At 53.0% G+C, this 23,904-nt stretch carries 9 protein-coding genes; 8 read left to right on the top strand and 1 reads right to left on the bottom strand.

What is annotated here, in order from left to right; all coding sequences use genetic code 11:
• The first annotated feature begins 75 nt into the window (after positions 1-75).
• Positions 76-12,663: a cadherin-like domain-containing protein gene (locus RAL91_RS11485; protein ID WP_306262373.1), complete on the top strand. Its 12,588-nt coding sequence runs from the start codon at positions 76-78 to the stop codon at positions 12,661-12,663.
• 55 nt (positions 12,664-12,718) lie between these two features.
• Here the strand turns inward: RAL91_RS11485 and RAL91_RS11480 are convergent, their stop codons facing one another.
• Positions 12,719-14,308 carry a 2-isopropylmalate synthase gene (locus RAL91_RS11480; protein ID WP_306262900.1) on the bottom strand — a complete coding sequence of 530 codons (1,590 nt, stop codon included), beginning with the start codon at positions 14,306-14,308 and terminating at the stop codon, positions 12,719-12,721.
• 401 nt (positions 14,309-14,709) lie between these two features.
• Here RAL91_RS11480 and RAL91_RS11475 point away from each other — a divergent pair, with 401 nt between their 5' ends.
• From RAL91_RS11475 to RAL91_RS11445, 7 genes are all read left to right on the top strand, one after another.
• Positions 14,710-15,366 carry an ABC transporter ATP-binding protein gene (locus tag RAL91_RS11475; protein ID WP_306262371.1) on the top strand — a complete coding sequence of 219 codons (657 nt, stop codon included), beginning with the start codon at positions 14,710-14,712 and terminating at the stop codon, positions 15,364-15,366.
• Positions 15,363-17,831, top strand: coding sequence for an FtsX-like permease family protein (locus RAL91_RS11470; protein ID WP_306262369.1), 2,469 nt, complete (start codon positions 15,363-15,365; stop codon positions 17,829-17,831). Before RAL91_RS11475 ends, RAL91_RS11470 begins: the two co-directional genes overlap by 4 nt.
• Positions 17,821-18,897 carry a lipocalin-like domain-containing protein gene (locus RAL91_RS11465; protein ID WP_306262367.1) on the top strand — a complete coding sequence of 359 codons (1,077 nt, stop codon included), beginning with the start codon at positions 17,821-17,823 and terminating at the stop codon, positions 18,895-18,897. The genes RAL91_RS11470 and RAL91_RS11465 overlap by 11 nt, the downstream gene beginning before the upstream one ends.
• 959 nt (positions 18,898-19,856) lie before the next feature.
• Positions 19,857-20,708 carry a mechanosensitive ion channel gene (locus RAL91_RS11460; protein ID WP_306262365.1) on the top strand — a complete coding sequence of 284 codons (852 nt, stop codon included), beginning with the start codon at positions 19,857-19,859 and terminating at the stop codon, positions 20,706-20,708.
• Complete coding sequence (locus tag RAL91_RS11455) at positions 20,705-21,577, top strand: magnesium transporter MgtE N-terminal domain-containing protein (protein ID WP_306262363.1); 873 nt, start codon at positions 20,705-20,707, stop codon at positions 21,575-21,577. Before RAL91_RS11460 ends, RAL91_RS11455 begins: the two co-directional genes overlap by 4 nt.
• Positions 21,574-22,881, top strand: coding sequence for a magnesium transporter (mgtE, locus tag RAL91_RS11450; RefSeq protein WP_306262361.1), 1,308 nt, complete (start codon positions 21,574-21,576; stop codon positions 22,879-22,881). The genes RAL91_RS11455 and mgtE overlap by 4 nt, the downstream gene beginning before the upstream one ends.
• Positions 22,878-23,903 (top strand): DUF21 domain-containing protein, encoded by a 1,026-nt coding sequence (locus RAL91_RS11445; RefSeq protein WP_306262359.1) that lies wholly within the window; start codon positions 22,878-22,880, stop codon positions 23,901-23,903. The genes mgtE and RAL91_RS11445 overlap by 4 nt, the downstream gene beginning before the upstream one ends.
• Position 23,904: the final 1 nt, after the last annotated feature.

The raw sequence follows: 23,904 nt of genomic DNA, 5'->3' as shown, positions 1-23,904 counted from the left end.
TAACGCGGTATTATGGCTGATTGCCCTCAATGCGTTTGAGAAATTGCGTATTCCGTTGGGGATTTGAGGACAAACATGGCTAAGCAAACGACAAAATCAGGCAATCAGCGTGCAAACGGTAAAGATGGGCAAACACCCACCAATGAGCAAACCGCGAACCGTTTGACCGATGATACGCATGACTTTGTCCTGACAGACAATTCTGTCGACTTTGGCAATGAAAATCTGGCGAATGGTCATGAGGCGTTTCTGGCTGACGGAGTAATCGGTGCCGAGGCACTGTTTACACCTCAGGCATTTGATGAACAGCGTCTGGACTCAATTACCAAACCCAACGGTACGCCTGAAAATTCGCCTGGTGTCACCCCCGATACCTCACCCAACAATACTGGCAATGGAAGTACCGGCGAATTCGCATCAGTTGAAGATGCAGGATCATCATCGGAGCGTTCTTTCACACCAGCAGCCACAGACCCTTATAACGCGGATGAGGCAGGCCCGACGGCCGCTACCGCCTCTACTGATGGCAGTACGCAAGGCGGTTCCGGGGGAGGCTCCGCTCCAGAAGAAAACAACGCGCCGATAGAACTGGACCTGTTTGGGACTATCACGGACGAAGACACCTCAAAGGTGATCACACAGGATATGCTGCTGGCAACCTATGAGGATGCGGATGGCGATGTTTTAACTGCTGCTGATGTGACTGTCAGTGGTGGCAAAATCATAGATAACGGCGATGGCACGTGGACGTTCACACCAGACTCGGACTTCAATGGTGATGTAGACATTGCATTTACGGTAAGTGATGGCGAAGTCACGATTCCTGGCAGCGGAATTGTTCGCGTTGCAGCTGTCAATGATGGTCCGGTTGCGGATGACGTTGATCTGGGCGCTACCCAGGAAGACACAAGCTTCATCATTACCGAAGCTGCCCTGCTGGCCAACGCTTCCGACATTGATGGCGATGAACTGACTGTGACAGATGTCAGTGTTGATGCAGAGTATGGCTCCCTCACCGATAATGGTGATGGCACATGGACCTTTGCGCCAACAACCGATCTCAATGCGGATGATGTGCCATTTGCCTTTACCGTCTCTGACGGCACTACAACCGACGGTGCAACAGCGGTTCTGGATATCACTGAAGTCAATGATGGTCCGGTGGCTGATGACGTAGATCTTGGTGCAACTGCTGAAGACACCAGCTTCATCATTACGGAAGCTGCTTTGCTGGCGAATGCCTCTGACATTGATGGCGATGAACTGACTGTGACAGATGTCAGCGTTGATGCTGAGTATGGAACCCTCACCGACAATGGTGATGGGACCTGGACGTTTGCGCCGACGACTGATCTCAATGCGGATGATGTGCCGTTTGCGTTCACTGTCTCTGACGGAACAACCACTGATGATGCAACTGCTGTGCTGGATATCACGGAAGTCAATGACGGCCCGGTTGCGGATGATGTTGACCTCGGCGCTACCCAGGAAGACACGAGCTTCATCATTACGGAAGCTGCTCTGCTCGCGAATGCATCCGACATTGATGGCGATGAACTGACTGTGACAGATGTCAGTGCTGATGCAGAGTATGGCTCACTCACCGATAATGGTGATGGAACGTGGACGTTTGCGCCAACAACCGATCTCAATGCGGATAATGTCCCGTTTGCGTTTACCGTCTCTGATGGCACCACAACTGATGATGCCACAGCGGTTCTGGATATCACCGAGGTCAATGATGGACCTGTAGCCGATGATGTTGATCTTGGGGCTACCCAGGAAGACACAAGCTTCATCATTACGGAAGCAGCGCTTCTGGCCAATGCTTCTGACATTGATGGCGATGAGCTGTCTGTGACGGATGTCTCAGTCTCAGCAGAATACGGCTCCCTCACCGATAATGGTGATGGCACATGGACGTTTGCACCAACAACCGATCTCAATGCGGATGATGTCCCGTTTGCCTTTACCGTCTCTGACGGAACGACAACCGACGGTGCAACAGCGGTTCTGGATATCACTGAAGTCAATGATGGACCGGTTGCAGATGATGTAGACCTCGGCGCGACAGCTGAAGACACAAGCTTCATCATTACGGAAGCAGCTTTGCTGGCGAATGCATCTGACATTGATGGCGATGAGCTGTCTGTGACGGATGTCTCAGTCTCAGCAGAATACGGCTCCCTCACCGATAATGGTGATGGAACATGGACGTTTGCACCAACAACCGATCTCAATGCTGTTGATGTGCCGTTTGCGTTCACTGTCTTTGACGGCACGACAACAGACGGTGCAACAGCGGTTCTCGACATTACCGAAGTCAATGATGGACCTGTAGCCGATGATGTTGATCTTGGGGCAACAGCTGAAGACACAAGCTTCATCATTACGGAAGCAGCGCTTCTGGCGAATGCCTCCGACATTGATGGTGATGAGCTGACCGTGACAGATGTCAGCGTAGATGCAGAGTATGGCTCCCTCACCGATAATGGTGATGGCACATGGACCTTTGCACCAACCGCTGACTTGAATGCAGATGATGTTCCTTTTGCATTCACTGTCTATGACGGCACTACAACCGACGGTGCAACAGCGGTTCTCGACATTACCGAAGTCAATGACGGACCGGTTGCGGACGATGTTGATCTTGGTGCAACAGCTGAAGACACCAGCTTCATCATTACCGAAGCTGCGCTTCTGGCGAATGCATCAGACATTGATGGTGACGAGCTGACTGTGACCGATGTCAGCGTGGATGCTGAGTATGGGTCACTCACCGATAATGGTGATGGAACCTGGACCTTTGCACCGACCGCTGACTTGAATGCCGATGATGTGCCGTTTGCCTTTACCGTCTCTGACGGAACGACAACAGATGATGCAACAGCGGTTCTCGATATCACCGAGGTCAATGATGGACCTGTGGCCGATGATGTGGACCTTGGTGCAACTCAGGAAGACACCAGCTTCATCATAACCGAAGCAGCTTTGCTGGCGAATGCTTCCGACATTGATGGCGATGAACTGACTGTGACAGATGTCAGTGTTGATGCAGAGTATGGCTCCCTCACCGATAATGGTGATGGGACCTGGACCTTTGCGCCGACCGCTGACCTCAATGCGGATGATGTGCCATTTGCCTTTACCGTCTCTGACGGCACCACAACAGATGATGCCACTGCGGTTCTCGATATTACCGAAGTCAACGATGGGCCTGTAGCCGATGACGTTGATCTGGGCGCAACAGCTGAAGACACGAGCTTCATCATTACCGAAGCAGCTTTGCTGGCGAATGCCTCTGACATTGATGGCGATGAACTGACTGTGACAGATGTCAGCGTTGATGCTGAGTATGGAACCCTCACCGACAATGGTGATGGGACCTGGACGTTTGCGCCGACGACTGATCTCAATGCGGATGATGTGCCGTTTGCGTTCACTGTCTCTGACGGAACAACCACTGATGATGCAACTGCTGTGCTGGATATCACGGAAGTCAATGATGGGCCGGTGGCGGATGATGTTGATCTTGGGGCTACCCAGGAAGACACCAGCTTCATCATTACCGAAGCTGCCTTGCTGGCGAATGCATCTGACATTGATGGCGATGAATTGTCTGTCACAGATGTCAGCGTGGATGCAGAGTATGGCTCACTCACCGATAATGGTGATGGGACATGGACCTTTGCACCAACAACCGATCTCAATGCGGATGATGTACCGTTTGCATTTACCGTCTCTGACGGAACAACCACTGATGATGCAACGGCGGTTCTGGATATTACCGAAGTAAACGATGGGCCGGTGGCTGATGACGTTGATCTGGGCGCAACAGCTGAAGACACGAGCTTCATCATTACCGAAGCTGCGCTTTTGGCCAACGCTTCTGATATTGATGGTGACGAGCTGACTGTGACCGATGTCAGTGTTGATGCTGAGTATGGAACCCTCACCGATAATGGTGATGGAACCTGGACGTTTGCACCGACCGCTGACTTGAATGCCGATGATGTGCCGTTTGCCTTTACCGTCTCTGATGGAACAACCACAGATGATGCAACAGCGGTTCTCGATATTACCGAAGTAAACGATGGGCCGGTGGCTGATGACGTTGATCTGGGCGCAACGGCTGAAGACACCAGCTTTATCATTACCGAAGCTGCGCTTTTGGCCAACGCTTCTGACATTGATGGTGACGAGCTGACTGTGACCGATGTCAGCGTGGATGCTGAGTATGGAACCCTCACCGATAATGGTGATGGAACCTGGACGTTTGCACCGACCGCTGACTTGAATGCCGATGATGTGCCGTTTGCCTTTACCGTCTCTGATGGAACAACCACAGATGATGCAACAGCGGTTCTCGATATTACCGAAGTAAACGATGGGCCGGTGGCTGATGACGTTGATCTGGGCGCAACAGCTGAAGACACGAGCTTCATCATTACCGAAGCTGCGCTTTTGGCCAACGCTTCTGACATTGATGGTGACGAGCTGACTGTGACCGATGTCAGTGTTGATGCTGAGTATGGGTCACTCACCGATAATGGTGATGGCACATGGACCTTTGCACCAACCGCTGACTTGAATGCGGATGATGTGCCATTTGCCTTTACCGTCTCTGACGGCACTACAACCGACGGTGCAACAGCGGTTCTGGATATCACGGAAGTCAATGATGGTCCGGTGGCGGATGATGTGGATCTTGGTGCAACAGCTGAAGACACAAGCTTCATCATTACGGAAGCAGCTTTGCTGGCGAATGCATCTGACATTGATGGCGATGAGCTGTCTGTGACGGATGTCTCAGTCTCAGCAGAATACGGCTCCCTCACCGATAATGGTGATGGAACATGGACGTTTGCACCAACAACCGATCTCAATGCTGTTGATGTGCCGTTTGCGTTCACTGTCTTTGACGGCACGACAACAGACGGTGCAACAGCGGTTCTCGACATTACCGAAGTCAATGATGGACCTGTAGCCGATGATGTTGATCTTGGGGCAACAGCTGAAGACACAAGCTTCATCATTACGGAAGCTGCGCTTCTGGCGAATGCCTCCGACATTGATGGTGATGAGCTGACCGTGACAGATGTCAGCGTAGATGCAGAATACGGCTCCCTCACCGATAATGGTGATGGCACATGGACCTTTGCACCAACCGCTGACTTGAATGCAGATGATGTTCCTTTTGCATTCACTGTCTCTGATGGAACAACCACAGATGATGCAACAGCGGTTCTCGATATTACCGAAGTAAACGATGGGCCGGTGGCTGATGACGTTGATCTGGGCGCAACAGCTGAAGACACGAGCTTCATCATTACCGAAGCTGCGCTTTTGGCCAACGCTTCTGACATTGATGGTGACGAGCTGACTGTGACCGATGTCAGCGTGGATGCTGAGTATGGGTCACTCACCGATAATGGTGATGGAACCTGGACCTTTGCACCGACCGCTGACTTGAATGCCGATGATGTGCCGTTTGCCTTTACCGTCTCTGACGGAACGACAACAGATGATGCAACAGCGGTTCTCGATATCACCGAGGTCAATGATGGACCTGTGGCCGATGATGTGGACCTTGGTGCAACTCAGGAAGACACCAGCTTCATCATAACCGAAGCAGCTTTGCTGGCGAATGCTTCCGACATTGATGGCGATGAACTGACTGTGACAGATGTCAGTGTTGATGCAGAGTATGGCTCCCTCACCGATAATGGTGATGGGACCTGGACCTTTGCGCCGACCGCTGACCTCAATGCGGATGATGTGCCATTTGCCTTTACCGTCTCTGACGGCACCACAACAGATGATGCCACTGCGGTTCTCGATATTACCGAAGTCAACGATGGGCCTGTAGCCGATGACGTTGATCTGGGCGCAACAGCTGAAGACACGAGCTTCATCATTACCGAAGCAGCTTTGCTGGCGAATGCCTCTGACATTGATGGCGATGAACTGACTGTGACAGATGTCAGCGTTGATGCTGAGTATGGAACCCTCACCGACAATGGTGATGGGACCTGGACGTTTGCGCCGACGACTGATCTCAATGCGGATGATGTGCCGTTTGCGTTCACTGTCTCTGACGGAACAACCACTGATGATGCAACTGCTGTGCTGGATATCACGGAAGTCAATGATGGGCCGGTGGCGGATGATGTTGATCTTGGGGCTACCCAGGAAGACACCAGCTTCATCATTACCGAAGCTGCCTTGCTGGCGAATGCATCTGACATTGATGGCGATGAATTGTCTGTCACAGATGTCAGCGTGGATGCAGAGTATGGCTCACTCACCGATAATGGTGATGGGACATGGACCTTTGCACCAACAACCGATCTCAATGCGGATGATGTACCGTTTGCATTTACCGTCTCTGACGGAACAACCACTGATGATGCAACGGCGGTTCTGGATATTACCGAAGTAAACGATGGGCCGGTGGCTGATGACGTTGATCTGGGCGCAACAGCTGAAGACACGAGCTTCATCATTACCGAAGCTGCGCTTTTGGCCAACGCTTCTGATATTGATGGTGACGAGCTGACTGTGACCGATGTCAGTGTTGATGCTGAGTATGGAACCCTCACCGATAATGGTGATGGAACCTGGACGTTTGCACCGACCGCTGACTTGAATGCCGATGATGTGCCGTTTGCCTTTACCGTCTCTGATGGAACAACCACAGATGATGCAACAGCGGTTCTCGATATTACCGAAGTAAACGATGGGCCGGTGGCTGATGACGTTGATCTGGGCGCAACAGCTGAAGACACCAGCTTTATCATTACCGAAGCTGCGCTTTTGGCCAACGCTTCTGACATTGATGGTGACGAGCTGACTGTGACCGATGTCAGCGTGGATGCTGAGTATGGAACCCTCACCGATAATGGTGATGGAACCTGGACGTTTGCACCGACCGCTGACTTGAATGCCGATGATGTGCCGTTTGCCTTTACCGTCTCTGATGGAACAACCACAGATGATGCAACAGCGGTTCTCGATATTACCGAAGTAAACGATGGGCCGGTGGCTGATGACGTTGATCTGGGCGCAACAGCTGAAGACACGAGCTTCATCATTACCGAAGCTGCGCTTTTGGCCAACGCTTCTGACATTGATGGTGACGAGCTGACTGTGACCGATGTCAGTGTTGATGCTGAGTATGGGTCACTCACCGATAATGGTGATGGCACATGGACCTTTGCACCAACCGCTGACTTGAATGCGGATGATGTGCCATTTGCCTTTACCGTCTCTGACGGCACTACAACCGACGGTGCAACAGCGGTTCTGGATATCACGGAAGTCAATGATGGTCCGGTGGCGGATGATGTGGATCTTGGTGCAACAGCTGAAGACACAAGCTTCATCATTACGGAAGCAGCTTTGCTGGCGAATGCATCTGACATTGATGGCGATGAGCTGTCTGTGACGGATGTCTCAGTCTCAGCAGAATACGGCTCCCTCACCGATAATGGTGATGGAACATGGACGTTTGCACCAACAACCGATCTCAATGCTGTTGATGTGCCGTTTGCGTTCACTGTCTTTGACGGCACGACAACAGACGGTGCAACAGCGGTTCTCGACATTACCGAAGTCAATGATGGACCTGTAGCCGATGATGTTGATCTTGGGGCAACAGCTGAAGACACAAGCTTCATCATTACGGAAGCTGCGCTTCTGGCGAATGCCTCCGACATTGATGGTGATGAGCTGACCGTGACAGATGTCAGCGTAGATGCAGAATACGGCTCCCTCACCGATAATGGTGATGGCACATGGACCTTTGCACCAACCGCTGACTTGAATGCAGATGATGTTCCTTTTGCATTCACTGTCTCTGATGGAACAACCACAGATGATGCAACAGCGGTTCTCGATATTACCGAAGTAAACGATGGGCCGGTGGCTGATGACGTTGATCTGGGCGCAACAGCTGAAGACACGAGCTTCATCATTACCGAAGCTGCGCTTTTGGCCAACGCTTCTGACATTGATGGTGACGAGCTGACTGTGACCGATGTCAGCGTGGATGCTGAGTATGGGTCACTCACCGATAATGGTGATGGAACCTGGACCTTTGCACCGACCGCTGACTTGAATGCCGATGATGTGCCGTTTGCCTTTACCGTCTCTGACGGAACGACAACAGATGATGCAACAGCGGTTCTCGATATCACCGAGGTCAATGATGGACCTGTGGCCGATGATGTGGACCTTGGTGCAACTCAGGAAGACACCAGCTTCATCATAACCGAAGCAGCTTTGCTGGCGAATGCTTCCGACATTGATGGCGATGAACTGACTGTGACAGATGTCAGTGTTGATGCAGAGTATGGCTCCCTCACCGATAATGGTGATGGGACCTGGACCTTTGCGCCAACCGCTGACCTCAATGCGGATGATGTGCCATTTGCCTTTACCGTCTCTGACGGCACCACAACAGATGATGCCACTGCGGTTCTCGATATTACCGAAGTCAACGATGGGCCTGTAGCCGATGACGTTGATCTGGGCGCAACAGCTGAAGACACGAGCTTCATCATTACCGAAGCAGCTTTGCTGGCGAATGCCTCTGACATTGATGGCGATGAACTGACTGTGACAGATGTCAGCGTTGATGCTGAGTATGGAACCCTCACCGACAATGGTGATGGGACCTGGACGTTTGCGCCGACGACTGATCTCAATGCGGATGATGTGCCGTTTGCGTTCACTGTCTCTGACGGAACAACCACTGATGATGCAACTGCTGTGCTGGATATCACGGAAGTCAATGATGGGCCGGTGGCGGATGATGTTGATCTTGGGGCTACCCAGGAAGACACCAGCTTCATCATTACCGAAGCTGCCTTGCTGGCGAATGCATCTGACATTGATGGCGATGAATTGTCTGTCACAGATGTCAGCGTGGATGCAGAGTATGGCTCACTCACCGATAATGGTGATGGGACATGGACCTTTGCACCAACAACCGATCTCAATGCGGATGATGTACCGTTTGCATTTACCGTCTCTGACGGAACAACCACTGATGATGCAACGGCGGTTCTGGATATTACCGAAGTAAACGATGGGCCGGTGGCTGATGACGTTGATCTGGGCGCAACGGCTGAAGACACGAGCTTCATCATTACCGAAGCTGCGCTTTTGGCCAACGCTTCTGACATTGATGGTGACGAGCTGACTGTGACCGATGTCAGTGTTGATGCTGAGTATGGAACCCTCACCGATAATGGTGATGGAACCTGGACGTTTGCACCGACCGCTGACTTGAATGCCGATGATGTGCCGTTTGCCTTTACCGTCTCTGATGGAACAACCACAGATGATGCAACAGCGGTTCTCGATATTACCGAAGTAAACGATGGGCCGGTGGCTGATGACGTTGATCTGGGCGCAACAGCTGAAGACACGAGCTTCATCATTACCGAAGCTGCGCTTTTGGCCAACGCTTCTGACATTGATGGTGACGAGCTGACTGTGACCGATGTCAGCGTGGATGCTGAGTATGGGTCACTCACCGATAATGGTGATGGAACCTGGACCTTTGCACCGACCGCTGACTTGAATGCCGATGATGTGCCGTTTGCCTTTACCGTCTCTGACGGAACGACAACAGATGATGCAACAGCGGTTCTCGATATCACCGAGGTCAATGATGGACCTGTGGCCGATGATGTGGACCTTGGTGCAACTCAGGAAGACACCAGCTTCATCATAACCGAAGCAGCTTTGCTGGCGAATGCTTCCGACATTGATGGCGATGAACTGACTGTGACAGATGTCAGTGTTGATGCAGAGTATGGCTCCCTCACCGATAATGGTGATGGGACCTGGACCTTTGCGCCAACCGCTGACCTCAATGCGGATGATGTGCCATTTGCCTTTACCGTCTCTGACGGCACCACAACAGATGATGCCACTGCGGTTCTCGATATTACCGAAGTCAACGATGGGCCTGTAGCCGATGACGTTGATCTGGGCGCAACAGCTGAAGACACGAGCTTCATCATTACCGAAGCAGCTTTGCTGGCGAATGCCTCTGACATTGATGGCGATGAACTGACTGTGACAGATGTCAGCGTTGATGCTGAGTATGGAACCCTCACCGACAATGGTGATGGGACCTGGACGTTTGCGCCGACGACTGATCTCAATGCGGATGATGTGCCGTTTGCGTTCACTGTCTCTGACGGAACAACCACTGATGATGCAACTGCTGTGCTGGATATCACGGAAGTCAATGATGGGCCGGTGGCGGATGATGTTGATCTTGGGGCTACCCAGGAAGACACCAGCTTCATCATTACCGAAGCTGCCTTGCTGGCGAATGCATCTGACATTGATGGCGATGAATTGTCTGTCACAGATGTCAGCGTGGATGCAGAGTATGGCTCACTCACCGATAATGGTGATGGGACATGGACCTTTGCACCAACAACCGATCTCAATGCGGATGATGTACCGTTTGCATTTACCGTCTCTGACGGAACAACCACTGATGATGCAACGGCGGTTCTGGATATTACCGAAGTAAACGATGGGCCGGTGGCTGATGATGTCGATCTGGGCGCAACGGCTGAAGACACCAGCTTTATCATTACCGAAGCTGCGCTTTTGGCCAACGCTTCTGACATTGATGGTGACGAGCTGACTGTGACCGATGTCAGTGTTGATGCTGAGTATGGAACCCTCACCGATAATGGTGATGGAACCTGGACGTTTGCACCAACCGCTGACTTGAATGCGGATGATGTACCGTTTGCATTTACCGTCTCTGACGGAACGACAACTGATGATGCCACAGCGGTTCTCGACATCACTGAGGTCAATGATGCGCCAACAGACATTCAGTTCCTGACGACACAGACAATCACGACGAGCAATTATGACACTGTTTCCGGCGTTACCGTTACAGCGAGAAACATCAACTCTGATGGAAGTCTGACTTCTGAATCCGAAGACAATGTTTCCTATACCAACTCCGGCATTGGGGCCAATGGGGATTCCGGTGACGTTGCCAGTCAGATTGAATACAATACTGAACACGAAGTATCCGAAGAATTGATTTTCGACTTCGATGCCGATCAGACCTCGGTGACTGTCGATGTCGACCGCTTGTATGGTTCTGAGGGCAATGGCGGTGAAGAGGGAACCTGGACGGCCTATCGTGATGGTGTTGAAGTTGGAAGCGGCATTGTTGACAGTGAGCCCGGTGAGTTGACCGCAACACTTAAAGTTACCGCCACTGATGGTGGTGGGTTTGACAGAATAGTCTTTGCTGCATCGGAATTCCCGGGCGGACAGGAGGGCACCTCCGGTTCGAGCGATTATTACGTCAGTGCCATCACGTTCCAGGGTGAGGAAACGCTGTCGATCAAGGAGAACAGCACATCCGGCACAGTTGCCACGCTTTCCGCCACCGATGTCGACGACACCGAATTCTCCTATGAGTTCGTGGATGGTGCAGGAAATGTTGTCACTGATTCGAATTTCATAATTGTCGGCAACGAAATCCAAATCCGTGCCGACGCGGACATCGATTATGAACAAAATACGGTCTTCAATCTGAATGTCCGTGTGACCGATGACGATGGTGCCAGCTATACCGAAACGCTGACGGTTGATGTGGTCGATGTGTATGAAGCCGATATGCATTTCTCTGCAGATTCATTTAGCAGTAAACCCGGCAAAAAAGACGTAGTTGCCACCGCAAGTTTCGACGCCCATCCAGGTAGTTCGTCGCACAGTTTTTCTTTGACCGACAGTGAATCCGGATTGTTCACGATTGATTCCTCAACTGGAAAGATTTCCCTCACCAAGGATTTGCCTTCCGGCGATTACGCGGCAACCATCACAGTCAAAGCCAAAGACAATAACGGGCGAACCTACGAAGAGGATATCACGTTCACCTATGATTCCGGATCAGGTGGAACAAGTATCTCCGCCGGTTCTGGTACGGATGTGATTTATGGGTACGGCGGAGAAGATACGATCGACGGTGGTGGCGGTGACGATGTGATCTTTGGCGGAGATGCCAATGACACAATCATCCTGAGTGAGGGTGCAGATACCATAGATGGCGGCTCAGGCTGGGATACGCTCAGCGTCGCGACAGACGATGATATGGTTATAAACCTTGAAGCAGGCACAGTCAGTGGTGGGGAATCCAACGGGACCACCCTATCCAGCGTTGAGATCATTAGAGCCGGCGACGGTGATGATGTAATTACCGGCAGCAATGGTACGGAAGCTCTGCTGGGCGGTGGCGGGAACGACACAATCGATGGCGGCGGCGGAGCAGACTACATCTACGGCGAAGACGGAAACGACGTTCTGACCGGCGGGACCGGTAATGACTACCTCTCCGGCGGTGATGGGGATGACATCTTCATCTATGGGGCGGGCGATGGCTCTGACACCGTCGACGGCGGCGCAGGCGGCGGCTGGACTGACGCCATTGAACTGAATGGCTTCGACAGCAACTCCTACGGAACCGACTGGACAGTTACTATCACCAGCGGTTCGATTGAAGGCCAGAATGGCGACAGTCTGGATCTGTCAGACGATGCAGCTGGTACAATCAACTTTGATGATGGTAGCCAGATCGACTTTGATCAGCTTGAACAAATCAACTGGTAAGAAAAAAGGCGCCCGATTATTCGGGCGCCTTTTCTGTATTTCATTCTGTGTTGAATCAGACGGCCTGCATGGCCTGTGCATGGGTGCGACCTCGCCTTGCCAGCAATTTGTTCAGCGCTGATACATAGGCTTTGGCCGAAGCCACCATGGTGTCTGTCTCTGCGCCCCGGCCCGTCACCATGATCTCATCATCCTCCAGACGTACCGAAACTTCAGCCTGGGCATCTGTGCCTTCGGTCACTGCACTTACCTGATAGAGCTGCAGCTTGGCTTCATGAGGCACGATCATGTGAATGGCGTTGAAGGTTGCATCCACTGGCCCGTCACCAGTGGCTTCCTTGGTGATGTGTTGACCCGCTACATCCAGCGTCATGGTAGCCTTCTGAGGGCCACTTGTGCCGGCAATGACGGTCAGAGCGACGACGCGGATTTTCTCTCCTGCAATGGAGGCTTCATCACTGACCAGTGCTTCAATGTCTTCGTCATAGACGTGCTTTTTCTTGTCGGCCAAAGTCTTGAAGCGATTGAACGCATCCTGAAAGGCGTTGTCGCCCAGATCAAAGCCCAGTTCCAACAGCTTTTCCTTGAACGCATGGCGACCGGAATGCTTGCCCATTACCAGCGAAGTTTCCTTCACGCCAACGTCCTCGGGGCGCATGATTTCATAAGTTTCGGCGTTTTTCAGCATCCCATCCTGATGGATGCCGGATTCATGGGCAAACGCATTGGCGCCCACAATCGCCTTGTTGAATTGAACTGAGAACCCGGAAACGGTGGACACCATTTTGGAGGTGCGCAACAGGGCCGTCGTGTCGATGCCGGTGCGATAGGGCAGAACATCGCCACGGGTACGGATGGCCATGACAATTTCTTCCAAAGCCGCATTGCCGGCGCGTTCGCCCAGCCCGTTAATGGTGCATTCGACCTGACGGGCACCTGCCCGCACGCCAGCGATAGAGTTTGAGACCGCACAGCCCAAATCATCATGACAATGGGTGGAAAAGATCGCCTTGTCCGCATTGGGAACACGGTTCATGAGAACAGCGATCATGTTGTAATATTCATCGCCCACCATGTAGCCGACTGTGTCTGGAATGTTGATGGTTGTGGCACCGGCGTTGATGGCCGTTTCAACCGTCTTGCACAGATAATCAATCGGCGTGCGGGTGGCATCCATTCCGGACCATTCCACATCCTCCACCAGATTACGGGCCTGTGTCACCGTTTTGGTGATGATCTCCAATACCTCTTCCTGGGTTTTCTTCATCTGATTGGCCAGATGAATGGGCGAGGTTGAAACAAAGGTATGAATGCGGCCACGTCTGGCGTGTTTAACCGCCTCGCCTGCCCGCTCGATATCACCGGGAATAGCCCGCGCCAGACCGGCAATCACGGCATGTTCGGCGCGGCGGGCAATTTCCGAAACCGCTTCAAAATCGCCATTGGAGGCAATTGGAAAACCGGCTTCGATAATGTCAACGCCCATATCATCGAGCTGCTTGGCAACCATCAGCTTTTCTTCATGCGTCATGGAGGCACCCGGCGATTGCTCGCCATCGCGCAGGGTGGTGTCAAAAATCAGAACCTGATCCTTGTCGGATGAAGTGTCTCCGGCTTTGGCGGTGCTCGCTCGTGCCGCAATCATCTTGTTCATTGTGTCTTCTCCTCAGCGTCAAACGCTGCAATCTGCGCCTATCAAAATCCTGGGATCTCTCATGCGCGTTATTTCTATGTTGTGGTGATTTAGCAAGTCCCCTGAGAGCGCGCCGGATAGACCGGACAGCCTACGCTCAGGGGTTGATAAGGAGGAGACCGGATAGCGCACGACCAAGTGTTTGCACCGAAGATATTACATCATTCTGGGCAATTGGTCCGGCTGTCAAAGCTGACTTATGTAAATCCAGCAACGTCGTATCTCAATTATCATATAAAAACTCATGCGAAACTCTCACAGGCTTTTCCTTTTTGCAAGCACCAAAACTATGCTGGACGGATCAACCTTGAATCCTAGATAACAAACAGAATCCACTCGCAGAAAGCTGCCAGATGCTTGAAGTCCGAAACCTGCAAAAATCGTATGAAACACCTCAGGGTAAAATCCGGGTACTGGACGGGATCAGTCTGGATCTGACAAGCGGTCATAGCCTGGCGCTTATGGGAGAGTCTGGCAGTGGCAAAAGCACCCTACTACATCTGATCGGCGGGCTGGATACACCCGATGACGGGCAAATTCTTTTGGATGGCACAGATGTCGGTACCTTGTCCGATGCCGGACGCGCAGACCTGAGACGCGGCCAATTGGGCGTGGTGTTTCAACAGTTCAATCTGGTTCCCAGCCTTAACGTGCAGGATAATCTGGCGTTTCAGGCGCGGATTGCGGGTCGGTTCGATACCGCATGGCAGGCGCATCTGGCCGGCACACTTGGCCTTGATGAATTGCTGCAACGCTATCCGGAGCAATTGTCAGGCGGCCAGCAACAGCGTGTTGCCATTGGCCGGACGCTGGCCGCCAAGCCACAGCTTATGTTGGCGGATGAGCCAACGGGCAATCTGGATGAGGCCACGGGCGATGCTGTGCTGGACTTAACACTGTCTCTGGTACGCGATTTGGGGAACAGCCTGTTGATGGTCACCCATAATTCACGCCTTGCGGAGCGCCTGGACAAAACCATTACGCTCAGCGGCGGGCGCGTAAGCTCTTGAGCCATTTCCGCATCTTTTTCTGGACGCTGCGAGTGCTGCTGGGCTTCTGGCGCAAGAACCGTCTGTCTTTCATTACCCTCATTGTTGGCCTTGGCGTCGCCACGGCACTTTGGAGCGGTGTGCAAGCGATCAATGCCGAAGCGCGCGCCAGCTATGACAGGGCGGCGACCACACTTGGTGGTGACCAGTTCCGCTCGCTGACGCCGCTGGCGGGCGAAAGCGTACCGCAATCGATTTTCGCCACTTTGCGCCGGGCCGGTTGGCGCGTGTCGCCGATTGTTGAGGGAACATTGCGCCTTGAAGGCACCCGGTTGCAGCTGATCGGGATTGATCCGGTGACCCTGCCCGATACCGAGCTGTCGCAGAATGACTGGCTGATTGCCTTTGAAAACACCAATGATGATGTGCAGGCCTTTCTGACACCGCCCTTCCGATCATTCGCGCATCCAGAGACGATTGCACAGATCAATGCGGACGACAGCGCAACCCTGCCGCCGCTATCTGCGCTGGAAGCTCTGCCGCCAGGAACGGTGCTGACCGATATTGGTGTTGCACAACGCCTGTTGGGACTGAATGGGCGCATCAGCCGTCTTATCCTGCATGATCGGCAGAAAACTGAAGAGAGCACATTAGAGCCCTTGATCGCCGGTCAGTTGCTGCTGGAGGAACCCGCTTCCAGTTCCGCGTTGGAAAGTCTGACCGACAGTTTTCATCTGAATCTCACCGCCTTTGGCTTTCTGTCCTTTGTGGTGGGCCTGTTCATTGTCAATTCAGCGGTGGGTCTGGCCTTTGAAAGCCGCCGTCACATGGTGCGCACGTTACGGGCCTGCGGCGTCTCGGCCCGACTTCTGGCATTGGTGCTGATGGTCGAACTGGCACTGCTGTCGCTGACGGCCGGACTGCTGGGTGTTTTTGCCGGATATCTGATTGCCTCGGCTTTGCTGCCGGATGTTTCGGCCAGCTTGCGCGGGCTTTATGGCGCGCAGGTTTCCGGCCAACTGACCTTGCAATGGCACTGGTGGCTGAGCGGATTGGCGATTGCCATGCTGGGTGCTTTTTTTGCCGCCGGGGCCAATCTGTTCAAACTTGTGCAAATGCCGATCCTTGCCAATGCGCATCCCTTTGCCTGGCGCCAGGCCAATGAGCGCAAGCGCCGCTGGCAACTGGCTTTTGCCACTGGCTTTGTCCTGACGGCCCTTGCAGCGTTGCTGATTGGTGGTTCTCTGGTTGCTGGGTTTGTGCTGATGGGGTCGGTGTTGCTGGCAGCCGCGCTTTTGCTACCGTCGGTTCTTGCGCGCTTTTTGACATTGTTCGAAGCGCGGGCAAAACGTCCGATGTGGCAATGGTTCTGGGCTGATGGCAACCAGCACATGTCCGGTCTTTCGCTGGCGCTTATGGCGCTGTTGCTGGCGCTGGCGATCAATATTGGTGTTGGCACCATGGTGCAGAGTTTCCGCACCACCTTTCTGGGCTGGCTGGATCAACGTCTGGCACCGGAGATTTATCTGAATGCAGGTACGCCGGAGCAGACCGAAGACGTTCTCGCCTATCTGAAAGATGAACCAGCTGTGACAGCCATTTTGCCAATCTGGAATGTGGATGGCCGCTATCAGACCTTTCCGATTGAAATTTTCGGATTTCAGGACCACCCGACCTATCGTGACAATTGGCCGTTGCTCGATCAGACACCCACGATGTGGGACGATGTGGCGGCGGGCAATGGCTTGCTTATCAGCGAGCAGATGGCGCGCCAGTTTGATCTTTCGATCAATGCCGAGTTTGAATTGTTCAGCGAGACCGGACCGCTCACCACCAAAGTTCTGGGCATTTATTCCGACTATGGCAACCCGATTGGTCAGGTGCTTATGGCCGTCGATCAATTGACCACCCAGTGGCCGTCGGTACAAAAAACACGCTTTGGTCTGCGCGTTGCGCCGGATGATATTGCGCGTGTGCTGAACGCGCTTGACCAGCGCTTTACCTTTGGCGAGGGCGGGCTGATTGATCAGGAGGCCCTCAAATCCCTCTCCCGGTCTGTGTTTGAACGCACTTTTGCGGTTACGCTGGCCTTGAACGCCCTCACACTGGCTGTTGCGGGCATTGCCATGCTGACCAGCCTTCTTGGGCTGTCACAGGCGCGCCTGCCCCAACTGGCGCCGATCTGGGCCATGGGCATAACGCGGCGCAATCTGGCTGGCATTGAATTGGCTAAAACGGTCGCGCTGGCTTTGCTGACTTCTGTGCTGGCCATTCCCCTTGGCCTGCTGGTGGCGTGGATTCTGCTTTCGGTTATCAATGTGGAAGCGTTCGGCTGGCGCATACCCATGCTGCTGTTTCCGCTGGACTGGCTGCGCCTGCTGGCGCTGGCCCTTCTCACCGCCGGTCTGGCCTCCCTCTATCCAACCATCAAGCTGAGGCGCATGCCGCCCGCTGACTTGCTAAAGGTGTTTGCCAATGAGCGTTAGACTTTTCACAAAAGTGTGGCTGCTGCTTTTGCTTGTCTTCGTCAGCGCCAGCGCGCACGCGCAAGGCTTTGCAGGGCTGGGCATAGATAGCGAAGGCTACGCGCAGGTCACGCCCGGCAAGCTCTTCAGCTTTCCGCAAGACCACGGCCCCCACCCGGATTACCGCATTGAATGGTGGTATGTGACTGCCAATCTGACAGATTCAGACGGCAATCCCCACGGCATTCAATGGACCCTGTTCCGCCAGACCATGACGCCCGGCACCGAAAAAAGCGGCTGGAACAACGGGCAGGTCTGGCTTGGCCATGCGGCCCTGTCCTCGCAAGGACGGCATCTCAGCGCGGAAACCGTCGCCCGCGGCAATACGGGTCAGGCAGGCGTGACCACTGCCCCCTTTGCTGCCTGGCTGGATGACTGGTCCCTCACCTCCACTGCGCCAGCAGAAGCAGACGCATTTTCCGCCCTGCGCCTCACCGCCAATGATGAGGCATTTCGCTACGATCTGGCCCTCACCACACCCAAACCACTTGTGTTCCAGGGCGAGGCTGGTTTCAGCCAGAAATCAGAGGCCGGTCAAGCCTCCTATTATTACAGCCAACCCTTTTTCGAAGTTGCTGGTGACATTAACGTAGATGATAAAACCCTCACCGTCACAGGCAAGGCCTGGCTCGACCGGGAATGGAGCAGCCAACCTCTCACCGGCACCCAAACCGGCTGGGACTGGTTTTCGCTGCATCTGAACGGCGGCGAAAAGCTGATGCTGTTTCGGCTTAGGGATGAAACAGCGGGTGATTATTTCTCTGGCACATGGATTGGTGCTGATGGCACTGTCACACCACTGGGCCCCAAAGGCATCCGCATGACACCGCTTACCACCGCTCAGGTCGCAGGCCGCGAGATGCCCATCGGCTGGCGACTGGAAGTACCTGACCATGGTTTGGACATTGAGACGCAAGCGCTGAATGCGGATAGCTGGATGGACACCTCAATTCCCTATTGGGAAGGGCCCATCCGGTTTGGCGGCAGTCATCAAGGCGTGGGGTATTTGGAGATGACCGGGTATTGATACTTGCAGTCGAGCGTCTTGCCTCACCCGCAGGATTTGGCAGCGCTCACACTCCGCATTGACCAAAGTGCAATCCACATCAACTCAGGCCAAGCGATGTTGGCAGCCTGTCAAGGTCGGTTCAGGGGCGGTTCAGGGGCGGTTAAACCCATCGACTGCCGCAAATTGACTCGACACCAGACCATAAAAGATAATTTTATTTACCTATAGACAAATAAAAACTGTCTATTTATGATGATGTCATGAGTGTTGAGAATCTTTCAAGCGCAGTGACCGGTCGACTTTCTATCTATTGCGCAAAGAAATTCAGTGGCAAAGACAGTGATCGGTGTGGGGTCGCTGCGAAAACAATCTGCGATGCGGTTGGCCGTTGACGTCCCTGCGAAGACGACACCAAGTCTTTAACAGCACCTTTCCCCGCAAAGCATCTGGTTCGCTTCGCCAAGCTGGACAACACGCTGGAGTAGACACTCTGCTTTACCAGCTTGGTAAAGGGTTTTGGCTTGATCCGGTGTTTCAGGGAACCGGGGAAACTGTAAATGAGGGTGGCGCGCTTTTGCATGCCGCATCGTCCAGGTGTCTTGACCCTCAGATGACAATCGAATTGCTTTCAGCCCAGCCATGTGTTGATCCGCTCTTCGATAAAAATGAGGTTTTATGAACTGAGAATGGAACACTTTCTGCACTTAAAAGGTCTGGAGAGTGCGCCTGATCCTAGCAAGCCCGGGTGGTTGGTACGACATCACACAAGCCGCCTCTTGGGGTCGTTGGATTAAAGTATGACAGGTTTGGCCAGGGACTTAACCCGCACATTGAAACAGATCTGCGGATCGATTTGAGACCCTGCGATCAAGGCATCACCCAATACCGTGCGAGCAAACAAAAATCAGTTTGCATTCGTCGGTCCTAACACGGGGTGTTTGTCAATTCTGGTCGCAAGAAACGCAAAGGAAAATGTAATGGAAACGCCTAATTCAATATGGATTTCAATCCAACAAGCACTCCAGACAGCACTGCAAGGCTTCTTGGACTACATACCATCGCTTGCCGGTGCTTTATTTATCCTTATTTTCGGGTGGCTTTTTGCGCGCTTTGTAAGAACAGCTGCGAAACGGATATTGAGCGGCCTGAACAGAGTTTTGGAACGAACCTTTCAAACAGGCATTCTAGCAAACGCCCGGTTGCCATTAGGCGCCTCCACGATCTTTGGCGAAGTCGCTTTCTGGATCATAGTGTTTGTTACGCTGACGATTTCTGCGCGTGTTGCAAGCCTGCCTACGATCTCACAATGGCTCAATAACATCGTCCTTTTCTTGCCGGATGTCCTGCTTGGCGTCGTGACAATCGCCTTGGGTTATTTCATCAGCAACGTCGTTGGCAGACAGGTCACCGAGGCGGCAAACATTGCCAAGTCCCCTCACAGCGAGTCGTTTGGGCGCATAGCCCAGGGCACTGTTTTCATCATCGCGGCGATCATTGGTCTCGACCAGATTGGCGTCGACGTGACCTTCCTTGTAACTGTGTCAGCTGTTGCAGTGGGCGCCATCCTGCTGGGCTTCTCGATCGCTTTTGGTTTCGGCTCACAAGAGTACATCAGCAACCTCATCAGCGCCCGGACGGTGCGGCAAAGCTTGAGCCCCGGCTTGCTTGTGCGGATTGGTGAGATCGAAGGCGTGGTCCTTGAAATCACGCAAACACACATCGCGGTTGATACCGAAAACGGCCGCGCGTTAATTCCCGCCCATAAGGCAGATGCATCCGGGCTGATGATCATTTCACAAAATGCGGTCGTTGAGGGAACAGGCTCATGAGCAAGGTTTCACCCCTGACCATTGAACTTATCGAGAAGCGTCCGCTAACGGCAGTGAAAGCCCTTTCTGAAATGAGCGTGGGCGATTCAGCTGATTTCTTTGAGGCTCTGCCAACACGTTACGCCGTGTCGCTTATGTCCAAGATCACCGCCTGGTCTGCAGCCGGATTGATTTCTGAAATGACACCGGTCAGCGGCGGCGCGGTTCTCTCGGGATTGGACTACCAAACAACGGCTTCAATCTTGAGGGTGATACCGGACGCCAAACGCAAACAATTATTGGTAGCGTTGCCAAAGAAGCTCAGCCGCGACCTGACTTCTACTCTGACCTATCCTGCAGATACTGTTGGCGCAAAAATGTCGACCAGCATTATTGTCATGACGGCTGATCAGACGGTTCGGGAAGCGGTTTCGGAATTTCGTCAGATGAAGCGTACCAAGACGGGTGTTGCCTATGTCGTTGATGCATCGAGAAAACTGATTGGCAACATCAATGCAGCAGAGCTGTTGCGGTTATCAAAGGACTCCAAGCTTGGAGAGGTTGTTGACAGTTCCATTCCATCCATTTCCGCTCGTGCTCGCCTGAGCGCAGTTAAATCCATGCCTGCCTGGGACGACCATGCGTTCTTGCCTGTCGTCAACCGTCAAAAGATATTGATTGGTGCTCTTTCCAAAAGCATTTTTAAACAATCGCCTGCTGCAGAACCCATCGCGGAGAGCCAGGCAAATTCATCAAACATTCTGTCTTCCGTGGCGAGTGTCTTTTTCACAAGCTCTGTTCAACTGGCCGAACTGTTGATTGATGGTGATGTCAGATCCAAACCTTCGATCAACCATTCATCCGCTTCGGCTGGAGGAGGCAAATCATGACCGCAACCATAACCCGGATCACCGATGAATTGACTCAACGTTTCTTTATTGATCACCCACTGGATGCCGCACGAAAGATTGAAGAATTGCCCATTGCAGATGTGGTTGAAGCCACTGCACGTATTCCGGCAAAAATCTTGACGCCTGTCTGGCAATATCTGTTGCCAGAAACAGCTGCCAAACTTCTGGTCGCGTTGCCTGAGGCCATTTCCGACCAGCTCCTTGCCGAAATTGCGCCTTCTCAAGCGGTTCGACTTCTGGGTTTTATGCCCGAAACCGATGTGAAAGAGCGCGTTTCCCGTCTTGCTCCTGTTCCCAAAAGGGATATTGAAACGTTGCTCTCCTATCCGCGCGACACCGCCGGGCGCATGATGAACACAGCCATCTATACCTATCGCAGGGATTCAACAGTTGGCGACACATTAGAGCGTTTGCGCAATGATGGCATGAGCACGGCGCGAAGCTTGTTTCTTGTGGATGACGGGCAGCACCTGACAGGCATAGTGTCACTGACGGACGTTGCAATTTCACAGCCTGAAATTACACTTGCCGCGCTTGAACAGCCCATTGTTGCAGCCGTACGGCCAATCGATTCTTTAAGCGAAATTACAGAAATCCTCAAAAGCGGAAATGTCCTCGATCTACCAGTGGTCGATTTGGATGGCGTCCTGCTGGGCGCTGTCACCCACCAGAATCTCGCGCGTACGATCCAGAAAGACGCAACCTTGAACTTGCAAACAATGGTGGGCGCAAGCAAAGAAGAACGGGCGCTTTCCACTCCGCTTTTTACCGTCAGAAAACGCATGCCCTGGCTTCAAATCAACCTTTTGACGGCATTTATGGCTGCTGCCGTTGTCGGCATTTTTGAGGCAACAATTGCGCAGGTCACTGCCCTTGCGGTGCTTCTGCCAGTTGTGGCCGGACAATCAGGTAACACCGGTGCCCAGGCGCTTGCGGTGACCATGCGTGGTCTGGCCCTTCGTGAAATTACGGTCCGACAATGGGCAAAGGTTTTGCGGAAAGAAGTTATCGCTGGGTTTTTGAATGGGATTTGCATAGCTGTGACTTGCGGCATAGGCGTTTATCTGTGGAGCCAGTCACTAGGCCTTGTCGCGGTTATCATGTCTTCCATGGTCCTGGCGATGGTCGCCGCCGGTTTCGCCGGCGCAATCATCCCCGTTATCCTCACCCGGCTCGGGCAGGATCCGGCAACGTCGTCATCCATCATATTGACAACGGTTACTGATATTGCAGGCTTCTTTGCGTTTCTTGGCATCGCAACAATCCTGATGCAGTATTTATGAACCCCGTTGTCATTGAAGGTTTGACGTGGCTGGGCATCTTTTTTTGCCTCAGCCAGTCCGCGATGTTCTCCGGCCTCAACCTTGCTTATTTCAGTGTAAGCAGGCTCCGCCTCGAAGTTGAAGTGGGAACCGGCAACGTCGCTGCACAACAGGTTTTGGACCTGCGATCGGATTCCAATTTCCTGCTCACAACAATCCTGTGGGGCAATGTCAGCATCAATGTGCTTCTGACATTGCTTTCAAATTCGGTGATGGCCGGCTTCGGCGCATTTCTGTTTTCCACCATCATCATCACTTTGTTTGGCGAAATTTTTCCCCAGGCTTTCTTTTCGCGCAAGGCTCTGGTCATAGGCGCGCGTCTGGCACCTGTGCTGAAGGTCTATCAGATACTCCTGTACCCGGTGGCAAAGCCTGTCGCGCTGCTTCTGGACGGATGGCTGGGAAAGGAAGGGGTCGACTTCATGCGTGAACGAGGTGTGCGTGAAATGATCCGTCAACATATGGAAGCAGATGAAACTGATTTGGGCCGGATCGAGGGGCTTGGTGCCCTCAATTTCCTGCGCCTCGACGATATCAGTGCCTCACAGGAAGGCGAGCCGGTTGATAAACGCAGCATCATCCAGATGCCATTTAACGGCCAAAACGTGGTCTTTCCGCCTGATGCAGGAGAGAGGAACGGTGTGTTCCTGGGGCAACTCCGCTCCTCTGGCAAAAAATGGGCCGTTCTGACGAATGAACGCGACCAGCCGCTCATGATTGTGGATACGGATGCCTATTTGCGCAGCGCCCTTCTGGAGGAGGACAGTTTTCGGCCGGAACAGCATTGTCACCGCCCGATTGTCATACGCGACGTCACAAAGAGACTTGGTCATATCTTGCAACAGTTTGAAGTGCATGTTTCGCACGAGGGAGACGATGTGGTTGACCGCGATGTCGTGCTTATCTGGGGCGAAGACAAACGCATTATCACTGGCGCGGATATTCTCGGTCGGCTCTTGAGCGGAATAACCAGGGAGCGTTAGG

The organism is Pararhizobium sp. IMCC21322 (assembly GCF_030758295.1).
Classification (GTDB): Bacteria; Pseudomonadota; Alphaproteobacteria; order Rhizobiales.
This window is presented reverse-complemented; position numbering and strand designations above follow the sequence as displayed.

What these genes read in the sequence shown, in the direction of transcription:
- RAL91_RS11485 (WP_306262373.1), top strand. Translation starts at nt 76, where the DNA reads ATGGCTAAGCAAACGACAAAATCAGGCAATCAGCGTGCAAACGGTAAA.
- RAL91_RS11480 (WP_306262900.1), bottom strand. Translation starts at nt 14,308, where the DNA reads ATGATTGCGGCACGAGCGAGCACCGCCAAAGCCGGAGACACTTCATCC.
- RAL91_RS11475 (WP_306262371.1), top strand. Translation starts at nt 14,710, where the DNA reads ATGCTTGAAGTCCGAAACCTGCAAAAATCGTATGAAACACCTCAGGGT.
- RAL91_RS11465 (WP_306262367.1), top strand. Translation starts at nt 17,821, where the DNA reads ATGAGCGTTAGACTTTTCACAAAAGTGTGGCTGCTGCTTTTGCTTGTC.
- RAL91_RS11460 (WP_306262365.1), top strand. Translation starts at nt 19,857, where the DNA reads ATGGAAACGCCTAATTCAATATGGATTTCAATCCAACAAGCACTCCAG.
- RAL91_RS11455 (WP_306262363.1), top strand. Translation starts at nt 20,705, where the DNA reads ATGAGCAAGGTTTCACCCCTGACCATTGAACTTATCGAGAAGCGTCCG.
- mgtE (WP_306262361.1), top strand. Translation starts at nt 21,574, where the DNA reads ATGACCGCAACCATAACCCGGATCACCGATGAATTGACTCAACGTTTC.
- RAL91_RS11445 (WP_306262359.1), top strand. Translation starts at nt 22,878, where the DNA reads ATGAACCCCGTTGTCATTGAAGGTTTGACGTGGCTGGGCATCTTTTTT.